Genomic DNA, 15,080 nt, shown 5'->3' with positions numbered 1-15,080 from the left:
CATGATTGTCCTTCGGGGCATCCATAAGCCTTCCGTGAGGCTCTGTGTCGAGCGTTACGCATAGCGCCGCAGATCAGCCTGTATATAGCGCTAAACACGGGGTCACATACCACGCAGCTTATGGACAAGCGCCTGCGTTCGTCGAACGATGAAAGGTGTTTCGAATCTCGATGTCAACGCTTCTTAAGCATCGTCCGCACCCGTTCGAGCACGATAAAAAATCCTTAATTTTCGTTCCCCGTTGAATTTACTCGCGCTCCTGCATCCTAGCCGCACGCTTTGGATGGCAGGGTCAAGACATGAATCAGTTACAGGCAATGCGCGTATTCGTGAAGGTCGTCGAGCTCAACAGCTTCGGCCTCGCGGGCAAGCAGCTCGGCATGTCACCGGCAGCGGTGTCGCGAAGCATCGCGCTGCTCGAGGCGCACCTGAACATGCGACTGTTAAACCGTTCGACCCGCAGCTTTGCGCTGACGGAGGCTGGTCACGAGTACCTGAGCGGCTGCCGCGTGATCATCGAGAAGCTCGACGAAGTCGAATCGAGTCTCGTGATGTCGTCGCGCCAACCGACGGGCACTTTGCGTGTGGCGACGTCCGGCTTGTTTGCGGTGTCGGGTCTGTGTGCGCTGTTGAACGCCTATCGCGCCGAGTACCCGGAGGTCGTGTTTGACGTCCACACGTTCGAGTCCGCTGCAGACTTCGTCGATGGCGGCTTCGAGATCGGGTTTACCACGGAGCGCAAGATGCGCAGCTCGACGTTGATCAGCCGCCGGCTGATGGCCTTGTCGCGTGTCGCGGTGGCGTCGCCCGCGTATCTCGAGCGGCGGGGCCGTCCCGAGGCGCCGGCGGACCTCGGCGAGCACGACATTGTGCAGACGCCCGTGGCATCCGCGCAGGAATGGATGCAATGGTCCGATCCGGCATCGAGCCGCGTGATGCCGCTGCATGCGATGACGACGAGCAGCAGCGAGATGGCGCGACAGGCGGCGCTCGCCGATATGGGTATCGCGGTGTTGCCAAGCGAACTGGTCGAGGGCGATCTGCGTGCGGGCTCACTCGAGCGTGTGCTGCCGGGCCATACCTTGCCTGACGACGAGCGTGAGGTATCGCTGGTTTACTCGGGACGCCGATACCTGTCGGCCAAGACACGCAGCTTTATAGATTTTGTCGTCGCGTACTACCGCAGTCCGGCATGGGCTTCGTCGGCGCGGGATTCCGTGGTCGAAGAGCATGGCATTGCTGCCTGAGACCGTCGCGCAACCTCTGACTCGAAAACGGCCACTATTCAAGATGAAGCGGATCGAAACTCTCTTTAATGTCATTCGGGTGAACGTGAGTAAGCGGTTTGTCCGCGCAACGCTCGCCTGTATCGCGGCGGCCGTGGCGTGGGCTCCGGCTGCCTATGCACAGTCTGTCACGCAGACAGCCAGTGACGCTACCCGGTCGCAGACGACGCTCGTGTCTTATGCGGACGCGTCGCCGGGCTACGCGATGCCCACCCGTGTAGACGCAGGCCAGAGCGCCGCGCCGATGAGCAAGGACGCGGTTCGCGCGCAAGTGGTCGGCCAGTTGCGCCAGACCGTGCACGACAGCGAGCTTGCGGGGCTGCGCGATATCTACACCCATCCCTGATTCGGTTTAGGAGGAGGCATGGCCACGCTGCGCCGCGGCGAGGCATGCGCGCACGACGTGCCGCCCAGGCTGTGCACGCCGCGGTATCGCGCTGTCTACGCACGGCCGCGTGCTGTCCCACAACATAAGAAGGACGAGACGTGATGGCCACTGTATTGACGATTGAAGACGACGAAATCACCGCTAAAGAGATCATCCGCGAGTTGACGGAATGCGGGTTTGAAGTGGATTGGGCCAGTTCCGGCCGCGAAGGCATGTCGAAGGTGATGATCGGCAACTACGATGCCGTCATGCTCGACCGTATGCTGCCCGATATCGACGGCCTCACGATCCTGCGCACGATGCGTGGCGTCGGCATGGAAACGCCGGTCCTGATGCTCAGCGCCCTGAGCGACGCTGATGAGCGCGTGCGAGGTCTGCGCGCCGGTGGCGACGACTATCTGACCAAGCCGTTCGCTTCGCAGGAAATGTCGGCCCGGCTCGAGATCCTGCTGCGCCGTCACCAGCGCACGGGCAAGCGCGAGACGGCGCTGCATGTAGGGCCGCTCGATCTCGATCTCGTCACGCGGCGCGCGTCGTGCATGGGCATCGATATTCCGCTGTTGCCGACGGAATTCCGCGTGCTGGAGTTCATGATGCGCAACCCGAGCCAGGTGCTCACGCGCACGATGATTTTTGAGGCTGTGTGGGGGTATCGCTTCGATCCGGGTTCGAACCTGATCGATGTGCATGTCGGCCGCCTGCGCAAGAAGCTCGAAGGCGTCGAGGCTGCATCGAAGCTGCTGCAGACCGTTCGTGGCTCAGGGTACATCCTTGGTTAAGGCGCCCTCGATCTGGCGCACCTCGACGTTTCGTCTGGTTGCGCTGTACGCCGTGCTGTTCTGCGTCTCGATCGCGGCGCTGATCTGCTTTGTTCAGTTGCAGATCAACGCCTATATGTACCGGCAGATTGATGACGAACTGAACTGGGAACGGCGCTACTTTGTGGCGTTCCCGGTCGGCGAGATCGACCGGCATATCGCGAGCCGGGTCGCACGCGATCATCTGGGTCACAACTTCTATGCGGTGTTCGGGCCGACGGGTGAAGCGGTGGCGGGCGATATTCGTGCTTTGCCGGCCGATCTGCGTGCGGATGGCATTCCGCATTCGGTGGGTTCGCTCGAGTTGTCCAACGGACGCACGCGTCCCGATGCGCGCGCTGTTGCGGTGACGTTGCCGGATGAACGAACGCTAGTCCTCGCTTTCGACACAGGGGACTGGGTGGAAATCACCGACGGCCTGCTCAAGGCGCTCGCCGTGGGCGGTCTGGTCATGCTGGTGGCGGGCGTCGGTGGCGTGTTCGTGTGGAGCGTGAGACCGATACGGCGGATTCTCGAAATCCAGCGCATCGCGCAACGCGTCGTGCTCGGTGATCTCAAACAGCGCATGCCCGTCACCGGGCAGCACGACGAACTCGACATGATGTCCGGCATCATCAATCACATGCTGGGTGATATCGAGGGGCTGGTCGGCGAGGTCAAGAGCGTCTGCGACGCGATCGCACATGATTTGCGCACTCCGCTTGCGCGTCTGCATACCCTGCTGAATTCACTTGAGTCGAGTTACGCACCCGACGATCCCAAACGACAGACGTTGCTGCAAGCGATCGATCAGACCGACACGCTGCTCGGTCGTTTCGCGGCGTTGCTGCGGGTGTCGGAGATCGAGCAGCTGCAAAGGCGCAGCGGTTTCGCGGAGCTTGAGCTCGATGGATTGCTCTCCGACATTCATGAGCTTTACGCGCCGCTCGCTGAAGGCAAGCAGATCGATCTCTCGCTCGATCTGCGACATGCGGTCCGGATTCACGGGGACCGCGGTTTGTTGTTCGAGGCGATCAGCAATCTCGTCGACAACGCGATCAAATTTGCGCCGAGTGGCGGGATCGTCCGGCTCGCTGTGCGCAAAGCGCGTGCAGGTACATTCGCGATCGATGTCTGCGATAACGGTCCGGGCATCCCCGAGGAAGAACATGAGGCCGTGCAAAAGCGCTTCTATCGGGGCAGAAGAAATCAATCCGAGCAGGGGCACGGTCTGGGGTTGAGCATCGTCGCTGCCGTCGCGCGGCTTCATGAGTTTCGACTCGAGATCGGCGCGAGCGACGGGCTCACGCGTATTTCCATTCAGGGCGACGCCTATGTCGCCCCGCCACCCGAACGACCGAGTCTCGCGTTGAACGGGGCGGTCTGACGAAGCGCGCCTGCGGGCGCGCTAAGCATCTATCCGGCATCGACTGAACCACGCGCGCTACGGGCGGGGTGGTGCACGCGCGCGCCTGCTACGCGCGTCTGCTTTCCACGTTTCCTCAGCCTCTCTGCGTCGGATCGATGTCGAGTTTCGCGGAGGGCGCTCGCCCTTCGATTCCACTCCCGGACATTGAAGTTTGTTTCATCTGCCGATGCGCGTTTATTTACGCGGATTTCAGCATCATGGCGCCGTGCAAAAACCACTGGCAGGAGCAAGTTCAGATGTCGACGACCGGGGGCCTTGGCTGATGTTGAAAATCGTGCGGCTCGCACTTGTGCGGCCCTATACCTTTATTGTGCTGGCGCTGTTGATTCTGCTTGCGGGTCCGCTCGCGGCGATGCGCACGCCGACCGATATTTTTCCGGACATCAAGATTCCGGTGATCAGTGTGATCTGGTCGTATAACGGCCTCTCGCCCGACGATATGGCCGGGCGGATCATTTTCTCGTATGAGCGCACGCTGAGCTCGACCGTCAACGACATCAAGACGATTCAGTCCACGTCGCTGCCGGGCTTCGGCATCGTCAAGATCTTCTTCCAGCCGAACGTCGATATCCGCACCGCGACCGCACAGGTCACGTCGATCTCGCAGACGGTGCTCAAGTCGTATCCGGCCGGGATCACGCCGCCGCTGATCATCAACTACAGCGCGTCGACGGTGCCGATCATGCAGCTCACATTGTCGAGCAAGACGGTTGGCGAGTCGAAGCTGTTCGACTACGCGAACAGTTTTATCCGGCCGAAGCTCGCGAGCATCGCCGGGGCATCGATCGCGCAGCCGTATGGCGGCAAGGTCCGGGAAGTGCAGGTGGACGTCGACCCCCAGGCCTTGCGCTCGAAAGGACTCTCGCCGCAGGACGTCGACGATGCGCTCGCCTCGGGTAATCAGATCACACCGGTCGGCACGGAAAAGATTGGCACCGATGAGTACGAAGTCAAACTCAACAACAGCCCCGATGTCATCGACGAACTGAATAACCTGCCGATCAAAACGATCGACGGCACGCCCGTTTTGATCCGTGACGTGGCTCACGTGCGCGACGGCTATCCGCCGCAGTCCAACGTCGTGCGGGTCGACGGCGGCCGTTCGGTGCTGCTGACCGTGCTCAAGAGCGGCTCGGCGTCGACGCTGGATATCGTGAACGGTGTGCGCGCCATGCTTCCCGAGATGCGCAAGAACTTGCCGCCCGGCATGGAGCTCAATGTCATCACCGATCAGTCGGTGTTCGTCAAGGGCGCGATCAGCGGCGTGGCGCGCGAAGGGGTGATTGCAGCGGCACTTACGAGCCTGATGATCCTGCTGTTCCTGGCGAGCTGGCGCTCGACGCTGATCATCACCGCATCGATTCCGCTCGCGGTGCTGTCGTCGATCATCGGTCTCTCTGTGCTCGGTGAGACACTCAATATCATGACGCTCGGCGGTCTCGCGCTCGCGGTCGGGATCCTTGTCGACGATGCGACGGTCACGATCGAGAACATCAACTGGCATCTGGAGCAGGGCAAGACCGTCGAGCAGTCGATCATGGATGGCGCGAAGCAGATCGTCGGGCCGGCCTTCGTGTCGCTGCTCTGTATCTGTATCGTGTTTGTGCCGATGCTGATGCTCGACGGCGTCGCACGGTATCTGTTCGTGCCGATGGCCGAGGCGGTGATCTTCGCGATGATCGCGTCGTTCATCCTGTCGCGTACGCTGGTGCCGACGCTCGCCAAATATCTGTTGCGCGAACACAAGGCCGGGACGCCGCATGCGTCGGTCGAACTCGAAGTCATGATGCAGCCGCACGGTGCGCATGACGGGATGCCGGCACAAGGAGAGCACGCTGCAGCAGGCTCGGACTCGGAGCACGCAGCGCACGCGGCACATGCAGCACATGCGACGCACACGGCACCGACAACCCGCAATCCGTTCAAGCGATTCCAGCTCGGCTTCGAACGGCGCTTCACCGCTTTTCGCGCGGGCTATCGCAACGTGCTGGTGCGTGCGCTCGACAATCGCAAGGTCTTTATCATCGGCTTTCTCGGCGTGACGTTGCTGTCGTTCGCGCTGGTGCCGACGCTGGGCCGCAACTTCTTCCCGGACGTCGATGCCGGACAGATTGCGATCCACGTGCGCGCGCCGGTCGGCCTGCGCATCGAAGATACGGCTGCGTTGTTCGATCGCATCGAAGCCAAAATCCGCTCGACGATTCCGCCGGATCAACTCTCGGGCATGGTCGACAACCTCGGCTTGCCGGTGAGCGGCCTGAATATCGCGTACAACAACACCGGCACGATCGGTGAGCAGGACGGCGACTTGCTGGTCTCGCTGAACGAGAACCACACGCCGACCGCGGGCTACGTGAAGACGTTGCGCTCGGTGCTGCCGCAGGCCTTTCCGGGTGTGACCTTTGCGTTTCTGCCCGCGGATATCACGAGTCAGATCCTGAACTTCGGTTCACCCGCGCCGATCGACCTGCAGGTGCGCGGCCGTAATCTCTCTGCTGATGCAGCGTACGCCAACCGCTTGCTGCGTCAGATCCGCGAAATCCCGGGCGTGGCCGATGCACGTATTCAGCAATCGCTGCGGCGTCCGCAGATCCGTGTCGACGTCGACCGCACCCGCGCGAGTGAGTTGGGGATTACCGAGCGGGACGTGACCAACGCATTGACGGTGGCACTTGCGGGCAGCTCGCAGGTGGCGCCCGCGTACTGGCTCAATCCGCGCAACGGCGTGTCGTATGCGATTTCGGCGCAGACGCCGCAATACAACATCGACAATCTCAGCGATCTCGAAGACCTGCCTGTCACGGGCGCGCCGGGCCGCCCGTCGCAGATTCTCGGCGCACTCGCAACGATTACGCGGCATCGCAGCGACGCCGTGGTGTCGCACGATGCGATCGAGCCGGTCATCGATATCTTTGCCACGACGCAAGGACGTGACCTGGGGAGCGTCGCTTCAGCGATCCAGCGCATCGTCAAGGACAACGCGGTCAACGCCCCCAATGGTGTGTCGGTGCACCTCGAAGGTCAGGTCCAGACGATGAACACCGCGTTTTCAGGCCTGTTGTTCGGTCTGGCGGGCGCGATCGTGCTGATCTACTTGCTGATCGTCGTCAATTTCCACTCGTGGGTCGACCCGTTCGTGATCATCACGGCGTTGCCGACGGCACTTGCCGGCATTGTCTGGATGCTGTTCGTCACGCATACGACGCTCTCGGTGCCTGCACTCACCGGCGCAATCATGTGCATGGGGGTGGCCACCGCCAACTCGATCCTGGTCGTGAGCTTCGCGCGGGAACGCCTGGCGGCAACGGGCAACGCGGTGCAGGCCGCACTCGAAGCGGGCTTTACGCGGTTCCGGCCGGTGCTGATGACAGCGCTCGCCATGATCATCGGCATGGCGCCGATGGCGCTCGGTCTTGGTGACGGCGGCGAACAAAACGCGCCTTTGGGACGCGCGGTGATCGGCGGCCTGCTCGCGGCGACATGCGCGACGCTGTTGTTCGTTCCTGTGATTTTCAGCCTCGTGCATCGGCACGACGGCGCCTCTACCCCCCATTCCGGAGAAGCAGATGGTCGATCCGAAGCATGACGATGTGCGCGCCCGCTCGCGCCGCCACGTCATTACTGTTGTAGCGCTCCTCGTGGTGGGCGCGGTCGTGGCCCAGGGTGTCTGGAGCCGCGCGCACGAACGAGCCGGTCTCGAACACTGGACGCAGGCTCAGGCGATTGCCACGGTCAGCGTCATCCGTCCCGTGATGTCGGAAGGTGCGCAGCAACTCACGTTGCCGGGCCGTCTCGCCGCCAACTACGATGCGCCGATCTACGCGCGCGTGAGCGGCTATCTGAAATCGTGGAATGTCGATATCGGTGCGCGCGTGCACAAGGGACAAGTGCTCGCCGAGATCGAAACGCCTGACCTCAACGCGCAGCTTTCGCAGGCGCAGGCCGATCTCGCCAATGCGCAAGCGGCCGCACAACTCGCGCAGACCACGGCGAAGCGCTGGACGCAAATGCTTGAGACGGACTCCGTGTCGCAACAGGCCGTCGACGAAAAGACGGGCGATGCGCAGGTCAAGCTTGCGGCGGTGCAGGCAGCGAAGGCGAATGTCGAGCGGCTCGAAGCGCTGGAAAACTACAAGACGATCACTGCGCCGTTCGATGGCATTGTGACTGAGCGACGCACGGATATCGGCGACCTGATCAGCGCCGGCGGTGGGCAAGGACCCGAATTGTTCCGCGTCGCCGATGAGAAGCAATTGCGCGTTTACGTCGATGTGCCGCAGAACGAAGCGGGCGCGATTGGCGACAAGCTGAATGCGACGCTGACCGTGCCCGAGCATCCGGGCAAGGTCTTCGATGCAAAGTATGTGAGCAGCGCAAGTGCGGTCAACGCGGCGAACGGCGCCATCACGATCGAGCTGCTGTGCGACAACGCGAAGGGGCAACTGATCCCGGGCGCGTACACGCAGGTTCATCTGACGCTCGACGGCGGCACGCACGCGCTCCAGCTCCCCGCGAGTGCCTTGATTCTCGGCGATCACGGCGAACAGGTCGCGACGATCGGCGCGGATGGTCATGTCGTGATGAAACGCGTGACGATTGCACGCGATCTCGGCGAAGAAGTCGAAATCGGCTCCGGCGTCGAGCCCGGCGACCGTGTCATCGACAACCCGCCGGATTCGCTCACGCAGGGTGATGCCGTGCGCATCGCGCGCACCGCGCATGGGGGAGGCGCCGATGCGCAGGGCTAAGTCATTGTTTGCTGAGCCGTTGTTTTCCGGGCCACTGTTCGCCGCACCGTCGTTCGCGATGCCGGCCATCGTGGCGGCGGTGCTCATGCTCGGTGGCTGCTCACTCGCGCCCGTCTATCAGAAGCCCGTCGTCGATGTTCCCGCGCACTATAAAGAGCAGGGACCCTGGGCGCCTGCCGCGCCCGCGGACCGTTTGTCTCGCGGCAACTGGTGGGATGGCGCGCATGACGCGGAGCTGTCGAGCCTCGAGCAGCAGGTCGACAAGGCCAACCCCGATCTGGCCGCCGCGGTCGCGCGCGACGACGAGGCCAATGCGTTCCTCGCGCAGACACGCTCGCATCTGTATCCGACCGTGGGGATCGGGGCGACCGTCAGCAACAATCGCCAATCCGACAACCGGCCGTTGCGCGGCAGTGGTCAGCCCGACGAGTACGGAGCTGACACGATCGGCATGGAACTCGACTACGACTTCGACCTCTGGGGCAAGATTCGCAACGAGGTCAACGCGAGCCGGGACCTTGCGCAAGCGACGACGGACGATATGGAATCGGTGCGCCTGAGCCTGCACGCCAAGCTCGCCGACGCGTATTTCTCGTTGCGCGGCGACGATTCGCAGTTGCGCCTGTTGCGCGACAGCGAAGCCGCGTACCAGCATGCGCTGACTATCGCGACGAACCGCTACAAGGGCGGCATTGCGCCGGCCGAAGATATGACACGCGCGAGCACGAGTCTCTACACCGTGCGCGCGCAGATCTCCGATGTCGAAGGGCAACGTGCACTGAACGAGCATGCCATTGCAAGTCTGGTGGGCGTGCCGGCCTCGGATTTCTCCGTGAGCGCCGATCCGTCGCCGCTGAATTTCGATGCCATTCCGGTCGACGTGCCGTCGACCTTGCTCGAGCGTCGCCCCGATATTGCGGCAGCGGAGCGGCGTGTTTCGGCTGCCAATGCGTCGATCGGCATCGCACGTGCAGCGTTTTTCCCGGATCTCACGCTGTCGCCGATCATCGGTTTCCAGAGCACGCAGACCGCAAACTGGCTCTCGGCGCCGAATTTGTTCTGGGCCATTGGGCCCGCGTTGACGGCCACGCTGTTTGATGCGGGACGTCATGAAGCGCAGCTCGATGCCGCGCACGCAAAGCTCAACGAGTCGGCCGCGCAATACAAGTCGACCGTGCTTCACGCGTTCCAGCAGGTCGAAGACAACCTCGCGCTGCTCGGGAAGCTGCGTGACGAGGCGCGCTCGCAGGATCTCGCGGTGCAGAACGCACGCCGCACGCTCGAGCTTGCGCTTGACCAGTATCAGGCGGGCGCCGTCAGTTATCTCGATGTGTTCGATGCACAGACCGCGGCGCTGGAGGCCGCGCGCTCAGCGATCGATTTGCGTACGCGCTACCTGCACGCGAGCGTCGGGCTGGTGCGTGCGCTCGGCGGCGGCTGGTCGGAAGCGCCGCAGGCCGACGCACCGCATCAACCCGCGCCGCAGCAGGCCGGTAGCGCCGTGGTGGCGACGGCATCCAACGATGGAGTCTGAAATGAAGAAGGTGTGGCTGGTGGTCGTGGCAGTGGCGGCAAGTGTATTGATGGCGGGTTGTGCGGGGCTTCATCCCGATCACGAAGACTGCGTCGGCCCCCCGTCGTTCTGCAATATCTATAGCAATTAATACCGCGAACGCTTGATACAAGCCTGAACTCGACTGAACCCGGGGCCGATCGGCTGCCTCGTCGCTATTTGATATTCAGGTATTCACTCATTGGACATTCGCGGTTCAGGTATGCGCTAATCGTGCGCTTGATATTCAAGGGCTGTTTAGCGCGTCGATTTGAACGCTGATTTGAACACTGATTTGAACGGTGAGGCGCTTCGACTAAATTCTTCTTCATGAAACCGAAAGACGTTCGATCGTTCGAGCGCCTTACACTGCGTCTCAGGCTGGGTCAGGACGGAAACGCTGTGCGGCCTCCGCATCGCGGTTCCGGGCTTTTGACGTTTCCGATTGACGACGCGAATCGGTGTCATGGCAAAAGTACTTACGATCGAAGACGACGCGGCTGTTGCAGAGGAAATCCTCGCTACGCTCGGCACGCACGGTTACTCCACGGAATGGGTCGATAACGGCCGCGACGGCATGGTGCGCGCGATGAGCGGCGGTTACGACGCCATCACGCTCGACCGGCTGTTGCCCGGCGTCGACGGACTCACGATTGTGACGACGCTGCGCAGTCTCGGCATCGAAACACCCGTGCTGATGCTGAGCGCGCTCGGCGATGTCGATGAGCGCGTGCGCGGTCTGCGTGCAGGGGGCGACGACTATCTGACCAAGCCCTTTGATGTCGAGGAAATGGCGGCGCGGCTCAACGTCCTGTTGCGGCGCCAGGCTGAGGCGGACACGGTGCAGGTGCGCACGCTGTGTGTCGACACGCTTGAACTCGATCTCGGCGCACGCACGGCGGCTCGCGCCGGCACGCCGCTCGAGCTGCTGCCGACCGAATATCGCTTGCTTGAATTCCTGATGCGCAATGCTGCACAGCTCGTCACACGCGGCATGTTGTTTGAGGCTGTCTGGGGATATCACTTCGACCCGGGCAGCAATCTGATTGACGTTCATCTGGGCCGACTGCGCCGCAAGATCGATTTGCCGGGGCAGCGCCCGCTTATTCGAACCGTTCGGGGATCGGGGTACATTCTTGAATAGCCTGTCTTCCATCGGCACGGCGCATGCATTCGCGCCGCTGCCCCGGCGCTGGCACACATCGACGTTCCGCCTGCTGACTGCCTACTCGCTGCTGTTCTCGCTCGCCGTGGTCGCCATCCTGAGCATCATCATGTGGCGCGTGACGGCGTTCATGTCGGATCAGACCGATCACACGCTCTATTGGGAAGCGCATTACTACTCGAAGCTTGCGCCTTCACAGGTGGCAGAGGCGATCGACCGGCGCATCGAGCAGGAGCACATGCAATCCAACTACTTCGGATTGTTCGATGCGCAGGGCCAGCGGATCACGGGCAACGTTCGCGCGTTGCCGCCGGCGTTGCCGGCGGATGGGATCGGGCATCCCCTGGGAGATCGCCTGCCCGTCATGGATGCCGAGCACAGCAATACGCGCGCGCTGGCGGTCAGGCTGCCCGATTCGCGGGTGTTGCTTGTCGCGCGCAATGTGCAGCCGATTGCCGAAATTCACGATGCGATTCGCGACGCCCTTGTCTGGAGCGGTCTGCTTGCGCTCGTCACGGGCATGGGCGGCGGATATATCGTGAGCCTGCGGCAGTTCCGGCGCATTCACGAGACGCAGCGCGTGATCGAGCAGATCGTGAACGGCAACCTCGATCGCCGCCTGCCGATGGGCGGACGCGATGAACTCGATATGCTCGCGCACCTGGTCAACCACATGCTCGAGCGCATTGCGCGCCTGATGGCCGAAGTGAAGGGGGCGTGCGACGGCGTCGCGCACGATCTGCGTACGCCGCTGGCTCACGTGCGCAAGACGCTGACCCAGGCGCGTGCGCGCGCAGCGACCCTTGGCGATGTGCCCGACGCGGAGCTTGCGCGCCTGCTTGAATATGCCGAGGCCAATACCGATTCGCTTCTCGAACGGTTCCGCGCGATGCTGCGGATCTCGGAAATCGAGTCGATGCGCCGGCGCGGCGAGTTCGAGCGCTTTGCGCTGCGTCCTTTGCTGGCCGATCTCGAGGATCTGTACGGGCCGCTCGCCGAAGACAAAGGCATCGATTTCGTTGCGGATATCGGGGAAAACAACGAGCTCGTCATCCATGGCGACCGCGCGTTGCTGTTCGAGGCCTTGAGCAATCTGCTCGATAACGCGATCAAATTTACGGAGCAGGGCGGCGTCAAGCTCGCGTTGCTGGCGACCCATTCCGGGCCGCGTATTGAAGTGCGCGACACCGGACGGGGCATTCCTGCCGCTGATCGCGATGCGGTCCTTCAGCGGTTCTACCGCGCGGAAAGCAGCCGCCATATTGCCGGATCGGGGCTCGGGCTGTCGATCGTCTCGGCGATTGTCGGGCTGCACGACTTCGGGCTGACGATCGAGGCGGCCAACCCCGGCACCCGCGTCACGTTCGATTGCTGGGCGAGAACGCTCGCTTGAACGGCGAGGGGAGAGGCACTGATGCGAATCCTTCTGATTGCGGAAGAGAGCGCCGACACGCGTTATCTCCATAAGGCACTGGTCGAGGCGGCACATAGTCTCGAGCCGATTCGCGATGTCCGCGACGCGTTGTTCGTGGCGGCGAGCGAGCCCTTCGATGCCGTCATCCTGCATATGAGTGCGGTCGGTGACGTAGCCGGTTTCCTGGCATCGGCCCGTGAGCTAGCACGCAATGTGCAGGGCGCTACCCTGGTCGCGATCGGCGACGTCCCCGATCCGACCGCGCGCTCCGAGTTGCTCTGGCTCGGTATCGACGCGTGTTTTCCGCGGCAATTCTCGTTTATGGAACTGCATGAGCGCGTTCGACGCCTGCATGCGCTGCGCGAAAAGCGGGTCGCCGACGGTGTCGAGCCCGTCCGTGCGGCGGCGGGTACAGCCGCGTCGTCCATTCCGCGGCTCGATGTTCAGGCACGTGCGGTGGTGCAGGGGGATCGCCGCACATCCCTCACACGTCATGAATTCCTGCTGCTCGAATGTCTGATGCGTGCGCGCGATGCGGCGATCGCACGTGCCGAGATCACACGCTATGCATGGCCCGACAAGGACGATATCAATCCCTCGAGCGTCAATCTCGTGATCTCGCGCCTGCGCAAAAAGCTCGAAGCCGGGGGCTTCGCGCTCTCGATCGAGACGGTGGCCGGCATGGGATACCGTCTGGTACAGCCCCTAAACAATCCTTCATTCTGAAGAGGCCGGCCTGCTAGGCCCGGGTCCTTATTCTGTCTCTTACCGGATCGCCAGTCACATCGACGACGACGGCAACGACACGGAAAGACAGAGAGGATTCGACATGATCAAGGCATTGACGATTGCATGCGCGGCAGTGGGTGTGTTCGCAGCAGGCCAGGCTTTTGCTGATACGAACGCGCCGGCTCAGGGCACGACGCAGGCTCCGATCGCGGCGACCGCCGCTCCGGATGCGCAGGTGTCGATGGTCGCCGATTCGGGCGTCACCCAACCGGAAACGCGCGCTCAAGTGTATCGGGACCTCGTGCACGCTCAACGCGATGGCGAGCTCAAGCACCTCGATTCGACGATTTACGCGCATCACTGAGTCCTGTATCACCGACCGGCACGGCCCTCAGATCAAGCGATATAGCGCAACGATGAGCGGTTCGTGTCGGTGTGTGCGTGCCGGTTTCTCATTCGCATAGCACACGATGTTCCCTGCAAAGGCTCACCGCAGCCGCTGCTTTTTACGCAGATTCCCCTCGATTTACGATACATGCAGCCCGGATGAAGGCGGGTCCTTTGTCATGCCCAGGCTGCGAGGACTGCGTGTTTTCCCGAGGTCGCGAGCGCGCGGGGGCCTCGATTGAAGCGAATTGAAGCCTGATTTCAGGGGTTTTTCGAGTTTGATGCATGGGTTGAACCACACCGGATCAAGAACGCGACGGCGTTGCCGTTAACAGACTGAGCCCGCAGACAGCCTGCTAACAGGTGATGGATGTCGATGGGCTTGCACGTTTTTGAAGGTGCTTGTGAGGTGTGTGCGGTACGACAGAGCGGATAAAAAAGCTGTAAAAAGCGTTGTTTTGAAGCCGACAAGCTGAAAAGTGGGCCCCTGTCCCCCACTTTGATGAAAAAAAGCATCATGTTCGGACGAAGAGATGATGCGCAGCGCAGTGTTTCCGCTATTATTTTGCCCAGCGCAATGAGTAGCCGGTCGTCGGCGATGCAGCGCGCTTGTTCAACTCATCAAACTCTATTCTTTATATGGCGACCAAATCTACTGCGACCGCTGCAAAGAAGGCTCCTGCCAAGAAGGCCGCTCCGGCCAAGAAGGTAGCAGCACCGGCAAAGAAGGCTGCAACTAAGGCTGCACCGAAGGCTGCTGCGACGAAGGCTGCTGCAACGCCGGCAGCGCTGAAGCCGCTGAAGGATGTGTTCAACAAGTCGAGCCTGACGAGCCACCTCGTCGAGCAAACGCAACTGGATGCCAAGGCTGTGAAGGCAGTTCTCGCGCATCTCGAAGCTACGGTGCTCGGCGCAGTGCATAAGAAGGGTGCAGGCGAGTTCACGCTGCCGGGCCTGCTCAAGGTCACGGTTCAGCAAGTGCCGGCCAAGAAGAAGCGCTTCGGCAAGGATCCGTTCACGGGTCAAGAGCGTTGGTTCCCGGCCAAGCCGGCAAGCGTCAAGGTCAAGGTACGCCCGCTGAAGAAGCTCAAGGACGCAGCTGCTTGAAGCTCATGATGTAATCAAGGCCCAAGCCCGAAGTTAGCGGCAAAAGGCTGGAATGGCCGCCGGATTCACGAGCAGAAT

Annotated in this window: 13 protein-coding genes; all 13 read left to right on the top strand. The window is 62.1% G+C overall.

Annotated features, from left to right (window positions below):
• Positions 1-299 precede the first annotated feature (299 nt).
• The 13 genes from ACMFWR_RS22110 to ACMFWR_RS22050 all read left to right on the top strand — a co-directional run bounded on the left by ACMFWR_RS22110 (position 300) and on the right by ACMFWR_RS22050 (position 15,002).
• Entirely contained in the window at positions 300-1,247 is a 948-nt protein-coding gene (locus ACMFWR_RS22110) for a LysR family transcriptional regulator (protein ID WP_413196829.1), read from the top strand.
• A gap of 85 nt (positions 1,248-1,332) precedes the next feature.
• Positions 1,333-1,632, top strand: a complete 300-nt coding sequence (locus ACMFWR_RS22105; RefSeq protein WP_413196828.1) for a hypothetical protein — start codon at positions 1,333-1,335, stop codon at positions 1,630-1,632.
• Positions 1,633-1,775: 143 nt separating this feature from the next.
• Positions 1,776-2,453 carry a response regulator transcription factor gene (locus ACMFWR_RS22100; RefSeq protein ID WP_413196827.1) on the top strand — a complete coding sequence of 226 codons (678 nt, stop codon included), beginning with the start codon at positions 1,776-1,778 and terminating at the stop codon, positions 2,451-2,453.
• On the top strand, positions 2,446-3,858 hold the full coding sequence (locus ACMFWR_RS22095; RefSeq protein WP_413196826.1) for an ATP-binding protein: 1,413 nt from the start codon (positions 2,446-2,448) through the stop codon (positions 3,856-3,858). Before ACMFWR_RS22100 ends, ACMFWR_RS22095 begins: the two co-directional genes overlap by 8 nt.
• Positions 3,859-4,162: 304 nt before the next feature.
• Positions 4,163-7,486, top strand: coding sequence for an efflux RND transporter permease subunit (locus tag ACMFWR_RS22090; RefSeq protein WP_413196825.1), 3,324 nt, complete (start codon positions 4,163-4,165; stop codon positions 7,484-7,486).
• Positions 7,467-8,648 carry an efflux RND transporter periplasmic adaptor subunit gene (locus tag ACMFWR_RS22085; protein WP_413196824.1) on the top strand — a complete coding sequence of 394 codons (1,182 nt, stop codon included), beginning with the start codon at positions 7,467-7,469 and terminating at the stop codon, positions 8,646-8,648. Before ACMFWR_RS22090 ends, ACMFWR_RS22085 begins: the two co-directional genes overlap by 20 nt.
• A gap of 58 nt (positions 8,649-8,706) precedes the next feature.
• Positions 8,707-10,182, top strand: a complete 1,476-nt coding sequence (locus ACMFWR_RS22080) for an efflux transporter outer membrane subunit (RefSeq protein ID WP_413197320.1) — start codon at positions 8,707-8,709, stop codon at positions 10,180-10,182.
• A 1-nt stretch (position 10,183) separates the two neighbouring features.
• Complete coding sequence (locus ACMFWR_RS22075) at positions 10,184-10,312, top strand: hypothetical protein (RefSeq protein ID WP_413196823.1); 129 nt, start codon at positions 10,184-10,186, stop codon at positions 10,310-10,312.
• A gap of 354 nt (positions 10,313-10,666) precedes the next feature.
• Entirely contained in the window at positions 10,667-11,344 is a 678-nt protein-coding gene (locus ACMFWR_RS22070) for a response regulator transcription factor (protein WP_413196822.1), read from the top strand.
• Entirely contained in the window at positions 11,337-12,758 is a 1,422-nt protein-coding gene (locus ACMFWR_RS22065) for an ATP-binding protein (protein ID WP_413196821.1), read from the top strand. The genes ACMFWR_RS22070 and ACMFWR_RS22065 overlap by 8 nt, the downstream gene beginning before the upstream one ends.
• A gap of 21 nt (positions 12,759-12,779) precedes the next feature.
• Positions 12,780-13,505, top strand: coding sequence for a winged helix-turn-helix transcriptional regulator (locus tag ACMFWR_RS22060; protein ID WP_413196820.1), 726 nt, complete (start codon positions 12,780-12,782; stop codon positions 13,503-13,505).
• Positions 13,506-13,608: 103 nt separating this feature from the next.
• Positions 13,609-13,872: a hypothetical protein gene (locus ACMFWR_RS22055; RefSeq protein ID WP_413196819.1), complete on the top strand. Its 264-nt coding sequence runs from the start codon at positions 13,609-13,611 to the stop codon at positions 13,870-13,872.
• A 662-nt stretch (positions 13,873-14,534) separates the two neighbouring features.
• A complete protein-coding gene (locus tag ACMFWR_RS22050) occupies positions 14,535-15,002 on the top strand; it encodes an HU family DNA-binding protein (RefSeq protein ID WP_413196818.1) in 468 nt (155 codons plus the stop codon).
• Positions 15,003-15,080: the final 78 nt, after the last annotated feature.

Source organism: Pararobbsia alpina (assembly GCF_965118125.1).
GTDB classification, from domain to species: Bacteria; Pseudomonadota; Gammaproteobacteria; order Burkholderiales; family Burkholderiaceae; genus Pararobbsia; species Pararobbsia alpina_A.
The sequence above is the reverse complement of the archived record's forward strand: the minus strand, read 5'-3'. Positions and strand labels throughout refer to the sequence as shown.

Bases quoted from the DNA above. Each gene is read 5' to 3' on its own strand.
- ACMFWR_RS22110 (WP_413196829.1), top strand. From the start codon at position 300: ATGAATCAGTTACAGGCAATGCGCGTATTCGTGAAGGTCGTCGAGCTC.
- ACMFWR_RS22100 (WP_413196827.1), top strand. From the start codon at position 1,776: ATGGCCACTGTATTGACGATTGAAGACGACGAAATCACCGCTAAAGAG.
- ACMFWR_RS22090 (WP_413196825.1), top strand. From the start codon at position 4,163: ATGTTGAAAATCGTGCGGCTCGCACTTGTGCGGCCCTATACCTTTATT.
- ACMFWR_RS22085 (WP_413196824.1), top strand. From the start codon at position 7,467: ATGGTCGATCCGAAGCATGACGATGTGCGCGCCCGCTCGCGCCGCCAC.
- ACMFWR_RS22080 (WP_413197320.1), top strand. From the start codon at position 8,707: ATGCCGGCCATCGTGGCGGCGGTGCTCATGCTCGGTGGCTGCTCACTC.
- ACMFWR_RS22075 (WP_413196823.1), top strand. From the start codon at position 10,184: ATGAAGAAGGTGTGGCTGGTGGTCGTGGCAGTGGCGGCAAGTGTATTG.
- ACMFWR_RS22070 (WP_413196822.1), top strand. From the start codon at position 10,667: ATGGCAAAAGTACTTACGATCGAAGACGACGCGGCTGTTGCAGAGGAA.
- ACMFWR_RS22060 (WP_413196820.1), top strand. From the start codon at position 12,780: ATGCGAATCCTTCTGATTGCGGAAGAGAGCGCCGACACGCGTTATCTC.
- ACMFWR_RS22055 (WP_413196819.1), top strand. From the start codon at position 13,609: ATGATCAAGGCATTGACGATTGCATGCGCGGCAGTGGGTGTGTTCGCA.
- ACMFWR_RS22050 (WP_413196818.1), top strand. From the start codon at position 14,535: ATGGCGACCAAATCTACTGCGACCGCTGCAAAGAAGGCTCCTGCCAAG.